The 13,953-nt window shown below is 34.8% G+C and carries 13 protein-coding genes; 2 read left to right on the forward strand and 11 right to left on the reverse strand.

Going from position 1 to position 13,953, the window contains the following annotated elements; genetic code table 11:
• Window positions 1–8: 8 nt before the first annotated feature.
• From AABL85_RS04670 to mraZ, 11 genes are read right to left on the reverse strand one after another with little or no spacing between them, the layout of a single operon-like run.
• The gene (locus AABL85_RS04670; protein WP_341309334.1) at window positions 9–746 is read right to left on the reverse strand and encodes a cell division protein FtsQ/DivIB; all 738 of its coding nucleotides are present in this window, start codon (window positions 744–746) and stop codon (window positions 9–11) included.
• An 18-nt stretch (window positions 747–764) separates the two neighbouring features.
• On the reverse strand, window positions 765–2,108 hold the full coding sequence (gene murC, locus AABL85_RS04675; protein WP_341309335.1) for a UDP-N-acetylmuramate--L-alanine ligase: 1,344 nt from the start codon (window positions 2,106–2,108) through the stop codon (window positions 765–767).
• A gap of 2 nt (window positions 2,109–2,110) precedes the next feature.
• Entirely contained in the window at window positions 2,111–3,205 is a 1,095-nt protein-coding gene (murG, locus tag AABL85_RS04680; RefSeq protein WP_225581477.1) for an undecaprenyldiphospho-muramoylpentapeptide beta-N-acetylglucosaminyltransferase, read from the reverse strand.
• A 23-nt stretch (window positions 3,206–3,228) separates the two neighbouring features.
• Window positions 3,229–4,467 (reverse strand): FtsW/RodA/SpoVE family cell cycle protein, encoded by a 1,239-nt coding sequence (locus AABL85_RS04685; RefSeq protein WP_286414270.1) that lies wholly within the window; start codon window positions 4,465–4,467, stop codon window positions 3,229–3,231.
• A gap of 7 nt (window positions 4,468–4,474) precedes the next feature.
• Window positions 4,475–5,806 (reverse strand): UDP-N-acetylmuramoyl-L-alanine--D-glutamate ligase, encoded by a 1,332-nt coding sequence (murD, locus tag AABL85_RS04690; protein ID WP_286414269.1) that lies wholly within the window; start codon window positions 5,804–5,806, stop codon window positions 4,475–4,477.
• Between the two features lies 1 nt (window position 5,807).
• Window positions 5,808–7,019: a phospho-N-acetylmuramoyl-pentapeptide-transferase gene (mraY, locus tag AABL85_RS04695; protein WP_225581474.1), complete on the reverse strand. Its 1,212-nt coding sequence runs from the start codon at window positions 7,017–7,019 to the stop codon at window positions 5,808–5,810.
• 19 nt (window positions 7,020–7,038) lie between these two features.
• Window positions 7,039–8,496, reverse strand: coding sequence for a UDP-N-acetylmuramoyl-L-alanyl-D-glutamate--2,6-diaminopimelate ligase (locus AABL85_RS04700; protein WP_341309336.1), 1,458 nt, complete (start codon window positions 8,494–8,496; stop codon window positions 7,039–7,041).
• A complete protein-coding gene (locus AABL85_RS04705) occupies window positions 8,493–10,496 on the reverse strand; it encodes a penicillin-binding protein (RefSeq protein ID WP_341309337.1) in 2,004 nt (667 codons plus the stop codon). Before AABL85_RS04705 ends, AABL85_RS04700 begins: the two co-directional genes overlap by 4 nt.
• On the reverse strand, window positions 10,487–10,846 hold the full coding sequence (locus tag AABL85_RS04710) for an FtsL-like putative cell division protein (RefSeq protein ID WP_041894423.1): 360 nt from the start codon (window positions 10,844–10,846) through the stop codon (window positions 10,487–10,489). Before AABL85_RS04710 ends, AABL85_RS04705 begins: the two co-directional genes overlap by 10 nt.
• Window positions 10,843–11,754, reverse strand: coding sequence for a 16S rRNA (cytosine(1402)-N(4))-methyltransferase RsmH (gene rsmH / locus AABL85_RS04715; RefSeq protein ID WP_286414262.1), 912 nt, complete (start codon window positions 11,752–11,754; stop codon window positions 10,843–10,845). Before rsmH ends, AABL85_RS04710 begins: the two co-directional genes overlap by 4 nt.
• Window positions 11,747–12,202: a division/cell wall cluster transcriptional repressor MraZ gene (gene mraZ, locus AABL85_RS04720; RefSeq protein WP_341309338.1), complete on the reverse strand. Its 456-nt coding sequence runs from the start codon at window positions 12,200–12,202 to the stop codon at window positions 11,747–11,749. The genes rsmH and mraZ overlap by 8 nt, the downstream gene beginning before the upstream one ends.
• Before the next feature lie 354 nt (window positions 12,203–12,556).
• Between mraZ and AABL85_RS04725 the strand changes: the two genes are divergently transcribed.
• Both AABL85_RS04725 and yihA read left to right on the forward strand, forming a co-directional pair.
• Window positions 12,557–13,324 (forward strand): alpha/beta fold hydrolase, encoded by a 768-nt coding sequence (locus AABL85_RS04725; RefSeq protein ID WP_006262250.1) that lies wholly within the window; start codon window positions 12,557–12,559, stop codon window positions 13,322–13,324.
• A 1-nt stretch (window position 13,325) separates the two neighbouring features.
• The gene (yihA, locus tag AABL85_RS04730) at window positions 13,326–13,946 is read left to right on the forward strand and encodes a ribosome biogenesis GTP-binding protein YihA/YsxC (RefSeq protein WP_286414261.1); all 621 of its coding nucleotides are present in this window, start codon (window positions 13,326–13,328) and stop codon (window positions 13,944–13,946) included.
• Window positions 13,947–13,953: the final 7 nt, after the last annotated feature.

Below are 13,953 nucleotides of genomic sequence, written 5' to 3' on the forward strand. Positions count from 1 at the left end.
CTCTTTTTCTATTTCGTGCATACCACTTGTTGGGTAAACTTAAGGTTTATATACTTGTATTTCTCTTGTTCAACATTCTCTCTTATCAAATACTGTACAAAGGCTTTATAGTTTTGTAACTTTATTTCCATTTCATCAAACCCTCCAAACAAAATGTCAAAACGGTTTGTGCGACTAACCAACATTAAAGTTCCTTTTGGCTCTATAACTATCCCTGTGACATCTTCTCTTAAGAACTCATCCTTGTTGATTAACTCAAGTATTTCCTTAATTTCTCTTTCATTACTCTTATCCACTTTTCCCTGCACCATAGGAACTCTATCAGAAAAATTACTTGATAATGGCATCCTTTTACCTAACTCATCAAGATAATAATTATTATTACCATCTATCACTCTTCCAATCGCTCTTTTTTGCCAAATATCTACGATTATTCTATTATCTATCGTCAAATAAACATCCGCATTTCTGATTAATTCATTTTTTAGCACGTTTTTCTCTAGATTATTCAAATCTAAAACACTTCTATTAATCTCGGAAATTTTTGGAAATTTATTTTTAAGCAAATTGCGAATTTCACTACTAGTTACAAAGTGTTCCTCACTTTCCTTAAAAACTACATCGATCTCCTTAACTTCACGATCATTACTACGTTTATTAGTAAAAGAATATAAAAACAGTAACAGTCCACACAATAGCAATATGCGAACATCTGACCACTTTATTTTCTTAAACAACTTTTTCACGTACTAAAACTTTCTATATTATTCTAATCCTTTCTTGATATCTTCTACCATTTCTCCTAAATCACCGGCTCCTATCGTCAGAACCAATTCAGCCTTAGAGGCCTTTAAATAAGGTAATAACTCCCCTTTTTGTAAGACTACTTTATCTATTGATGTCATTTGCTCTAACAATGCTGCTGACGTCACACCTTCTATCGGCAACTCTCTCGCAGGATAAATATCTAATAACACTACATGATCAAAAGTAGATAATGCTGCAGCAAATTCACTCATAAAGTCTCTTGTACGACTATATAAATGAGGCTGGAACACAGCTACTACCTTCTTATCACTATACAACTCATGTACTGCCTGACTTACTGCTTGAATCTCTGTCGGGTGATGAGCATAATCATCTATATAAATAAGATCATCTCTTCTAATCTTATAAGAGAATCTTCTTCTAACACCTTTAAAACTCCCTAAACCATCAACTAATACTTTTGCATCTACTCCATAATTATAAGCCATAGCAAAGGCTACTAATGCATTAGATAGGTTATGTCTACCTGGTAATCCAAAACGAACACCTTCAATTCTCTCATTAGGAGTTATTATATCAAAAACATACCATCCATTATCAATAGATATGTTCTCTATTCTATAGATACAGTCCTCTCCAAAACCAACTTTAATACCATTTAAATCTACTTGTTCTGTTTTAAAGAATTTAGTCTTATCCTCAATCTTATTCGCAAAGTCTTGGAATGCTACTAACATTTCTTCTGCAGTACCAAATATATCTAAGTGATCCGCCTCAGTAGAAGTGATACAAGCTGTATCAGGATACAATCTTAAAAAAGAACGATCAAATTCATCTGCCTCTACTACAGTTACTGTTTTACCACTTCCTATAAGATTAGTCTGATAATTTTCTACTACTCCTCCAACGAATGCTGTTACATCAACACCTGCTTGAAATAATAGATGCCCTAGAATACTTGTAGTAGTAGTCTTACCATGTGTTCCGGCTACTGCAAAACAATAGGTATCCTTAGTTATCAAACCTAATACTTCAGAACGCTTACGAATATCAAAACCATTATCGATAAAATAGTTCCATTCTGTATGTGTACTAGGTATCGCAGGAGTGACTACAACTAAAGTAGTTTCCTTATCCTTATACACATCCTTTACTAACTCTAAATTATCTTCAAAGTGGATATCAATTCCAGCTTCTTTTAATTCATCTGTTAATTGTGTCGCAGTACGATCATATCCTGCAACATTCTTTCCTATAAATTTAAAATAACGAGCTAAGGCACTCATACCTATGCCTCCTATTCCTATAAAAAATACGCTCTTTATCTTACTTAATTCCATACTTAAATATTCATTATAGCTTCTACTTGATCTACTATATCTTTTGTCGCATTAGGTAATGCTAACCTTCTAAAGTTAGCCCCTAACTTATTCTGCAATTCTCTATCTTCTACTAATGCAGTAAATGTTGGTAAAAATTGCTCTGCTAGCTCTGCCTCTTTTAGCAATATTGCTCCTTCCTCGCTTACAATACTCATCGCATTTTTAGTCTGATGGTCTTCAGCTACATTAGGAGAAGGAATAAACATAACAGGCTTACCTACCAATGCTAATTCAGAAATAGAAGAAGCTCCTGCTCTAGAAATCACATAATCCGCTGCTGCATAAGCCAAGTTCATCTTCTCCACAAAAGCAGTCACTAATACCCCTTCTGTCTGATACTTTTTATACTCCTCATAGTACAACTTACCACATTGCCATATAACTTGTATATTCTTTCTCTTTATTTCTTCTAAATTCTCTTCAATCAATTGGTTTATTCTTCTGGCTCCAAGACTTCCTCCTAAAACTAAAAGAATGTCTTTAGAACTATCTAATCCGAAAGATCGAATACCTTCTTCCTTCATAGAACTGACATCTAATAAATCATTTCTAACAGGGTTACCTGTCTTTATAATCTTTGACGCAGGAAAGAACCTTTCTAAATGATCATACGCCACGCATATCTTATTTGCTTTCTTTCCCAATAACTTATTTGTTATACCAGGAAAAGAATTCTGCTCTTGAATTAATGTAGGTATATTCTTACCAGCAGCCACTTTCACCACAGCACCACTAGCAAAACCACCAGTCCCAATCACTACATCTGGTTTAAACTTTTTAATTATTTTACCAGACTTCCATAAACTACTAATCAATTTAAACGGAAAAGCAAGATTATCTATAGTCAACTTTCGTTGAATACCAGATATCCATAATCCTTCTATCTTATAACCAGCTTGTGGCACCTTCTGCATCTCCATCTTATTCTCAGCTCCTACGAATAAGATTTCAGCATCTGCATACCTTGCCTTAATCTCATTAGCAATAGCTATAGCAGGATAAATATGTCCTCCTGTTCCTCCTCCACTTAATATGACTCTTGGTGCGCGCTTCATTTATACTGTTTTTTGCTAATAATCTATTTTACTAATTCTTGATTTTGCCTTAATTCTTCTTGTTTTCTTAATTCTTCTTGCATTCTTTCTTCCTCTATCATTCTTTCCATTTCCTGCTTTTGTATCTCTTGTTCTTTTTTGGTAACACTTAAAATCACCCCTAATGAAATACAAGTCATCCATATCGATGTACCTCCACTACTTATCAGAGGTAATGTTTGTCCAGTAGTAGGTAGTAATGAAACAGCTACCCCCATATTGATCAAGGCTTGGAATATAAAATAAAACCCTAATCCCGTAACCAACAACTTTCCAAACAAAGTCGGAGCTTTATGTGCTGCTATCAAAAACCTAAAGAACAAATACAAATAAAGAAACAATACTGATAGTCCTCCTACCATTCCATATTCCTCCACTATAATCGCATAAATAAAATCCGATGAAGACTGTGGTAAAAAGTTCTTTTGAACGCTTTTCCCTGGGCCTTTTCCCATTAGTCCACCAGACGCTATCGCTATTTTAGCATTATCTACTTGATAAAGGTCTTTTCCTCCTTCATCTGCATTAGCGAATCTATCAATACGACTTATCCATGTATCTACACGGTTAGGCATCGTTCCTTCAGGCAAAGCTTTTGCTGCCAGTACAAACAAGGTCACAAACAACATTCCTGCACCAAAAATAGCCGCTAAGTATTTAAAAGGATACTTCCCCACAAATACCAGTATCCCAACCATCAAGAAGATCAAAGCTGCTGTAGAAAAGTTAGCTGGAAAAATTAAGCCAACTACAACCATAACAGGCAACCACAACTCTAATACCGAAGGCCAAAACTCAACTTTTTTATCTTGAATACTGACTAGATATTGAGCTACATATCCAAGTACAACTACTGCAGCTATTGCTGACGGTTGTATCTGAATAACACCTAAGTCTAACCACCTACTAGCATTCGCACCTCCAATGGTCTTGCCTTGAATCAAAGTAAAGAACAGTAACACGATAGCTACAGGCATCATAAGAATCGACAATTGCCTAAAATACCTATACTCTAGTTTATGTGCTAAATACAATAGCACAAAACCAATAGACAAATGCGCAAAATGCTTAAATAAATACGAAAATGTTGATTTTCCAGTACCTATCGTATACACTAAGTTAGTACTCGCACTATACACAGGTACAAACGAAAATAAGGCGAGTAAAAATATTACTGTCCATATATGTTTATCTCCATATAAATTAGCAACTAACTTTTTCATTTCTATCTTATAGATTATTTACTTCAGCTTTAAACTGATGTCCTCTATCTTCATAATTTTTAAACAAATCAAAACTTGCACAGGCAGGTGATAACAGTACTGTATCACCACTCTCAGCTAAGCGTTGTGCCATTTTCACAGCATCGGCCATACTTTGTACCTCAATCAATGTATCAACCACCTGTTCATAAGCCGACTTTATCTTACTATTGTCTACTCCTAAACAGATAATACTTTTTACTTTCTCACGAACTAAAGGCATCAACTCATCGTAATCATTTCCTTTATCTACACCTCCAACAATCCATACTGTCGGTGTCTTCATACTCTCTAACGCAAAAAAGGTAGCATTTATATTAGTAGCTTTAGAATCATTTATATACTGAACATTCTCTACTTTCATCACCTTTTCTAAACGGTGTTCAGCTCCTTGAAAATCGGACAAACTCTCTCTAATACTTTGCTTTCTTATTCTTTTTAATTGTGCCACAGCAGTAGCTGCCATAGCATTCTTAACATTGTGCTTTCCTTCAACACCCAATTCGCTAATTGGTAAAACCACTGTTTCCTTGTCCATAGCCACTACAATATTTTGCCCTTCTAAATAAGCTCCATACTCTAATTTTTTAGTAATAGAAAATGGCACTCTTTTAGCGGCAGTTTTATTATTAGTTAACCAACGTTGAATCTCTACATCATCATCATCATAGATTAAATAATCTTCTTTGGTTTGATTCAATGTAATTCTAAACTTAGCATTGATATAATTTTCATACTTATAATCATATCTATCTAAGTGATCTGGGCTAATATTAGTAATAACAGCGATATGAGGTCTAAACTTGCGTATGCCATCTAATTGAAAACTGCTCAATTCTAACACATAACACTTTTCAGGATTCACAGCTACCTGCTTGGCGTAGCTATCTCCTATATTTCCCCCTATACCAACATTCAATCCACCCTTACTCAATAAATGATAGGTAAGCATCGTCGTTGTTGTTTTTCCATTACTACCTGTTATAGCGACAGATGGCTCTGTATTAAAAGTATAAGCAAATTCTATTTCCGAAATAACATCAATATCTCTTGCTAATGCTTTTTGAATAATAGCTACTTTATCCGGAATACCAGGACTCTTAACTATTATATCACCACTTAATATTTCTGTTTCTGTATGTTTTCCTTCTTCCCAACGTATATTGAATTCATTTAGAACAGACTTGTACTTATCCTCAATCTGTCCAAAATCTGAAACAAATACATCATATCCTTTAGTCATAGCTAGCACAGCTGTACCAACTCCACTTTCTCCTGCTCCTAATACAACTACTCTCATACTATCTTATTTTTAAAGAAACAATACAGAATATTCCTAACAATATTCCTATAATCCAAAAGCGAGTTACAATCTTACTTTCATGATATCCTTTCTTTTGGAAATGATGGTGAAGTGGAGACATTAAAAATATCCTTCTTCCTTCCCCATATCTCTTCTTAGTATATTTAAAGTAACCTACCTGTAATACTACTGATAAGTTCTCTGCTAAAAATATCCCACATAATACTGGAATGATTAGTTCTTTTCGCACTGCGATAGCTAATACTGCTATAATACCCCCAATAGTTAAACTACCTGTATCTCCCATAAATACCTGAGCAGGATAAGTATTATACCATAAAAACCCTATCAATGCACCCATAAAGGAGGCTATATAAATAGTCATCTCACCTGAATGAGGTATATACATTACATTAAGATAAGTTGATAATACAACGTTACCTGAAATAAACGCAAAAATTCCCAACACAAATGTTGAGATTGCTGACGTACCCGCGGCTAATCCATCAATACCATCTGTTAGATTGGCTCCGTTAGATACAGCTGTCACGATAAATATTACAACAGGTATAAAGATCAACCAAGTGTATTTCTCTGCCCCTTCTCCTAACCAATTGATTAATATAGAATAATCAAACTCATTATCCTTTAGGAAAGGAATCGTTGTCGCTGTTGATTTTACATCATATTTACTAGCTACTTCTTCAACTAAAACTCTATTCGCAGGCATTTCTCTAACTGTCACTGTAGGACTAAAATAAAGTACCGCTCCAACGATTAATCCAAGCCCTACTTGCCCAATTACTTTAAATCGTCCTTTTAGCCCTTCTTTATCTTTTTTCTTCATCTTTAGATAATCATCTAAGAATCCGATAGTTCCCATCCAAACTGTTGTTAGTAAAAGTAACAGAACGTAAGTATTATCAAGTTTTGCAAACAATAGAACTGGTATAAGAGTTGCTATAATAATGATTAGCCCTCCCATAGTTGGTGTACCTGCTTTTTCCTTCTGCCCTTCTAATCCAAGCTCACGTACAGTCTCACCAATCTGCATTTTTCGTAGATATTTGATAATTCTCTTACCGTAGATGATCGAAATCAGCAATGAGAATATCATAGCCATACCTGATCGGAAAGTGATGTATTGAAACATCCCCGCTCCAGGAATTTTGAAATAATCATCTAAGTACTCAAATAAATAATATAACATACCTTAAATCTCCCTTATTCTATTGTTCTAAAAATTCAGTTACAATCTCTAAATCATTAAAATGATTTCTTACCCCTTTAATCTCTTGATAAGTCTCATGTCCCTTACCTGCGATTAAAATAATATCACCAGCTTCTGCCTGCTGACAAGCTAATTTGATAGCTTGCTTACGATCTACCACTACTATAGTCTTCATCGTATTCTGAGGTTCCACTCCTTTTTCCATTTCTTCTAAGATTACAACAGGGTCTTCGAATCTTGGATTATCTGAAGTGAATATTACTTTATTACTCAGTTCTGACGCTATCTGTGCCATCTCTGGTCTTTTCGTTTTATCTCTATTACCTCCACATCCTACTACAGTGATTAGCTTCTCATTATAAGTACGAATAGAGTTAATTGTTTCTATTACATTCTTTAATGCGTCAGGTGTATGAGCGTAATCTACTATAGCAGTTACCTTTTTAGAAGATACTACGTATTGGAATCTTCCCGCTACACTAGTTAGCTTACTTACTTCTAATAGAGCATCCTCTTCAGGCACTCCTAATTGGATAGCTGCTGCATAAACAGCTAATAAATTAGAAGCATTAAACAAGCCTATTAACTGAACCCAAATCTCACGTTGATTAATTTTCATTAACATCCCTGAGAACTGACTTTCTAATACTTCAGCTTTATAATCAGCTACGTTCTTAAGACCATATGTCTTAATAGTTGCACCTGTATTTTGGGTCATAACCAACCCATTTTTATCATCTACATTTGTTATTGCAAAAGCCCCCTTAGGCAACTGATCAAAGAAAGCTTTCTTCGCATTTCTATATTCAGCGAATGTTTTGTGATAATCTAAATGATCGTGTGTTAGGTTAGTAAATATCCCTCCATCAAACTCTAGACTATGCGTACGCATCTGTACAATACCATGCGAACTAACTTCCATAAAACAGTACTCACAACCAGCTTCAACCATCTCATTTAAATAATGATTGATTGTAAGCGAATCAGGTGTAGTATGAGTAGCATTATAATCTACATCACCTACTTTTATTACTACAGTAGACAACAAACCTGCCTCGTACCCTAAGTTTTTAAACAATGTATACAAAAGAGTAGCTATAGTTGTTTTACCATTTGTACCTGTTACTCCAACCAATTTTAATTTAGAAGAAGGATTGTCATAAAAATTACTAGCAACTATAGCTAGTGCCTTATTACTATCTTCTACTAAAACATAGGTAACTCCCGCTAGTATATCCTGTGGCAGTTTCTCACAAATAACAGCACTAGCACCATCTTTAATCGCTTGTGAGATATAGTCATGACCATCTACTACAGTACCAGGTATAGCAACAAATAGAGTCCCTTTTGAAACTTCACGCGAATCAAATGCAATCTTGGTTACAGTAAGTTCTAAATCACCTCCTGTAACAGATATCATTTTTGCTTTGTATAATAATTCGTTTAACTTTTTCACGATAGCTCTAATACTACTTTTTGATTCTTAATTATTTTTTGTCCAGCTATTACAGACTGTTTCTTTATTTTCCCTATCCCTTTTATTTCTACTTTCAGACCTAGATTCTCTAAAAGAGGGACTGCATCCATTGCGTACATTCCTCTTACATCAGGCATAACTTCAAGATTATCCATTACTTTTTCATGATAATCTCGGTAACTTGTTCTCACATTAGACGGCACTTCATCTATATTGCTTAAACTTGTTGTTGTAGGCACATCCGTGTATATCTTCTGTGCTATACGTTTAAATACTGGCCCAGACACATCCGCTCCATAATAACTCTTCGTTCTATCTGGTTTATGTATAATCACTATACATGAATATTTTGGATTCTCTGTTGGAAAGTATCCAGCAAAAGAAGATGAATAATACATATCCTTTCCTTTTCCTTTTCCATAATTTACCTGAGCTGTTCCTGTTTTACCTGCCATAGAGAAATTAGGAGAGCCTACTTTTCTACCTGTTCCTTTTACAACCACATTAGTCAATACCCCTTGTACCTGTTTAATAACTTCTGGAGAAGCAATCTGAGGGTTTAAAACCTCTGGTTCAAACTTCACCACTGTTTTATTAAACTCCCTAACTTCAGATACAAACATTGGTTTTACCATCACTCCATTATTTGCAACTGCATTATACAATGTCAATGTATGCAAAGGTGTTATCGAAATCCCATACCCAAAAGCCATCCAAGGTAGCGCTAATCCACTCCATCCTTTTTTACCAGGCTTTGGTATATAAGGTACACTAGCTCCTTTAATAGGTATATCTAATGCCTTATCCATACCTAGAGTAGATAGATAATTAGTGAACTCACTAGGCTTATCTTTAAAGCCTTCATTCACAGCTTGAGTAATCACAGTGTTTGATGACACTTCTATACCTCTAGCTAGCGAAATCTTTCCATATCCTCCCCATTTAGAATCTCTAACTCTTGCATTATAAAACTTTACAACACCATCATTCGTATCATATATTCTAGCAGTATCGCTTTTCCCTTTTTCTAAAAGAGCCAATAGTGATGCTAACTTAAATGTAGATCCTGGTTCATGTTTCTCCCCTACAGCATAATTAATTGTTTCATAATAATTACCACTTTCAGATCGTCCTAAATTAGAAATAGCTTTAATAGCTCCTGTTCCAACTTCCATAACTACCACACATCCATGATCTGCACTATAATACTCTAATTGTTTTAGTAACGCATGATGAGCAATATCTTGTATATAAACATCAATGGTAGATACGATATCTTGTCCATCGATAGGTTCTATCTCATTTTCATCATTAATAGGCTTCCATTGATCTTTACCAAGGCTTTGCATCTTTCTACGGCCATCTACTCCACTTAAATAGGATGTAAATGCTCCTTCTATTCCCACTCGAGTGAAAGAGTTATCCTCATTCTTTCTTTCATACCCGATTGTACGTTGTGCAATCTTACCTATAGGATGTTGCCTAATTGTTTTCTGAAGAGAAATAAGCCCTCCTTTATAAGGCCCTCTTTTTAAAAGAGGAAAGCTTTTAACTCTTACATATTGTGTATAACTAAGATCTTTAGCTATGAATACATATCTGTTTCCATTCTTTCTAGCCTTTCTAAGCAAATTCTCATAATAGCTAGAAGGTTTTTTAAACATCACTCCTAAAGAATCAGACAATGGCTTCACATTCTCATAAAAATCCTTTTCACTAGGTGCCAAACCATCAAAACGAATTTCAAAGACCGGTACAGAAGTCGCTAATAGACTTCCATCTGACGAATACACATTCCCTCTATTAGCAGGAATCTCTTCTATCTTTACTCTAGTTTTATCTTGAGCCTTAGCTCTTAACTCCTTTCCTTCTATCCCCTGGATCTGTACTAATCTATAGATAATCCCTCCCGCAAAGAGTAAAACTAATGCAGAGATAAGGTATATATTCACATAAATATTCTTATTATTTAGCGCCATAACTTATCCCAAAAACTTTCTTTTTCTACTTCTCTTGTTACTTTAATCTTTGTTGCCGGTGTCTCTGAAGGGAATATCCCATCTTCTTCTAAATTCTTAGTGATAGTGGACTCCATCTTTAACTCCATTAACTCTGATCGTGTATCAACAAACTCTGCACGCAACATCTTCACTTCATGAGTTAGTTTTGCTATTTTAAATACTTTCGCCTCATACGACTGAGTATTACCAATTAACAATAAACTTAAAATGATTACATAAATAATAAATGCCCAAGTCTTAGCCGAATTCTCATTAACGAGAATCTTAGCTTTGATAATATCTCCTGGGCTACTTACTTTATTTTTCATTTTTTCTCGGCAATTCTCAATTTCGCAGAGCGAGCTCTATTATTTATTGCAATTTCTTCATCAGTTGGCAAGATCAACTTCCCTAACTGTTTCATCGGAACTTCAAACCTTCCGAAGAAATCTTTTTCAGGTTCTCCTTCGAACATTCCGTTTTTCATAAATCGTTTCACTAAACGATCTTCTAATGAATGGTAAGAGATAATACTCAATCTCCCTTTTGGTTTCAAGACCTCTTGGCTTTGTACCAACATTTCTTTTAACACATCCATTTCCTGATTCACTTCTATTCGAATCGCTTGGTATATCTGAGCCAAAATCCTAGCACTCTTATGAGCAGGTAAGAATCTAGCCAACACCTCTTTTAATTCATCTGTATTCTTGATAGGATTGTCTACTCTAGCTTTTACTATTGTATTTGCAATTGCTCCGGCATTTTTTAATTCCCCATACATATAAAACATATTTCTAAGATCTGCTTCTTCGTACTCATTCACTACGTTAAAAGCAGAAATATCTCCAGACTGATTCATCCTCATATCTAGCTCACCGTCGAATCTAGTTGAGAATCCTCTCTCAGGCACGTCGAACTGATGCGATGACACTCCTAAATCTCCTAAAACCCCATCTACTTCCTTCACTCCGTGAAAACGCAAATAACGTTTTAGATATCTAAAGTTTTGATTGATCAAAGTAAACCTTGGGTCATCTAATGCATTTGCTAATGCATCCTCATCTTGATCAAATGCAAACAACTTCCCTTCACTTCCTAGACGGTTAAGTATCTCTCTAGAGTGTCCTCCTCCTCCGAATGTCACATCTACATAGACACCATTCGGATCAGTAATTAATCCATCAATACTCTCTGTCAACAAAACAGGTCTGTGATAACCGTATTCTTCTTTACTCATCAAAACTTATATTACTCATTACATCCTGAGCCAACTCTCCAAAATCAAAATCATCCACCTCTAACGTTGCCTCATACAATTTCTTATCCCAAATTTCCATTATATTTACCTTAGACGAAAAAACAAGATCCTTGCTTATTTGTGCAAAATCTATCAAGTCTTTTGCTATCAAAAGACGTCCTGCATCGTCTATTTCAACATTCTTCACACCGGCCATAAAACGACGAATAAAAGCATCATTCTTTTTATCAAAAGGATTCAACTTTCCTATTTTACTCATCATTTTATCCCATTCCGCCATAGGCCATAACTCTAAACAGCTCTCAAAAACAGAACGTTTTAATACAAAACCATCGCCAATACCAGACAACTGCTTCTTCAGAGAAGCAGGTACTAGCACCCTTCCTTTGGCGTCTATTTTGCATTCATATGTTCCGATTATTGCCATCAATGTACACCTATAAATATAATCTTAGCAAATGTAGTCAATTTTTTACCACAATTTACCACTTTTTCCCACTTTGTTGATAAGTTTTGAGTCTTAAACTAAATAATTCAAGTAAATAGGGTAATCAGCTGACTAATAGCCCTTAATTTTAAAATACAAATCACAATTCGAACCCTAGCTTTTGACCATAAAAACTCTTTTATCAACATCAATAAATTAGCATTTACAACAAGGCCAGAAGCGCTGAAATGGACAAATTCACACTTTTACAATAAATTATTACTCCTTTTAGAATTTTTCTCATATTTAAAAACGTATATTTGTGGGAATTTAAAAATCGCATTTAGAAACTACATGGAGCGAACTTTAAAAGAAGATGGTAAATTCCGTTTTATAGAAATTGGCGAAGGTACACCAATTGTTATCTTACACGGATTAATGGGAGGTCTGAGCAATTTTGATGGTGTTACAAATTTTTTCCCAAATGAAGGTTACAAAGTAGTTCTTCCAGAACTTCCACTTTACACGAACAGTATTTTAAAAACGAACGTAAAGGCTTTCGCAAAATTTGTAAAAGATTTTATAGATAGAAGAGGTTATAAAAAAGTGATCTTGCTAGGGAATTCTCTAGGAGGACATATCGCTTTGTACTTTTCAAAAATGTATCCTGAATATCTTCAAGCGATGATATTAACAGGAAGCTCTGGCTTATACGAAAGTGCTATGGGAGACAGTTACCCTAAACGTGGAGACTACGAATACATCAAAAAGAAAGCTGAAGATGTATTTTATCACCCAGAAATAGCAACTAAAGAAATCGTAGATGAAGTCTTTGCTACAGTTAATGATCGAATGAAAGTAATCAAGACTATTACTATCGCCAAAAGTGCGATACGACACAATATGTCTAAAGATTTACCTAAAATAAAAGTACCTACGTGTTTAATCTGGGGAAAGAATGACAAAGTAACTCCTCCTGAAGTAGCTGTAGAATTCAACGAATTACTTCCAGATTCTGACTTATATTGGATCGATGAATGTGGACACGCTGCTATGATGGAACACCCAGATCAATTCAACGAATTACTAAACGCGTGGTTTATCAAAAGAAATATCAAATAAAATGAAAATAAATACAGCTGAATTTGTTGTTAGTAACTCTGACGCTAAGAAGTGTCCTAATGAACCTATCCCTGAATACGCATTCATCGGTAGATCTAATGTAGGTAAATCTTCTCTGATCAATATGCTTACTAATCAGAAATACTTAGCCAAAACCTCTTCTAGACCAGGAAAAACACAACTAATCAACCACTTTAAAATTAATTCTAATTGGTATTTAGTTGACTTACCAGGTTATGGGTACGCAAAAGTATCTAAAAAGACTAAAGCTGTATTCCAGAAGTTCATCACAGATTACTTCGAGAATAGACAACAATTAGTAAGTGCTTTTGTATTAGTAGATATCAGACATGAAGCTCAGAAGATTGACTTAGAATTCATGCAATATTTAGGACAAGCCGAAGTTCCTTTCTCTATCATCTTTACCAAAGCCGATAAAGTAGGTAAACAAAAAGTAGCTAGCCTTATTGCTGATTACAGAAAGAAAATGTTAGCTGATAACTGGGAAGAGATGCCGCCGTGCTTTGTTACCTCATCAGAAGACAAAACAGGTAGAGACGAAGTCTTAAACTATATCGAAGAAATAAACGTTGAGATGTTTAAAAATCAAAACTTTATATAAAACAAAA

The sequence above is a fragment of the Myroides odoratimimus genome (genome assembly GCF_038039805.1).
GTDB lineage: Bacteria > Bacteroidota > Bacteroidia > Flavobacteriales > Flavobacteriaceae > Flavobacterium > Flavobacterium odoratimimum_B.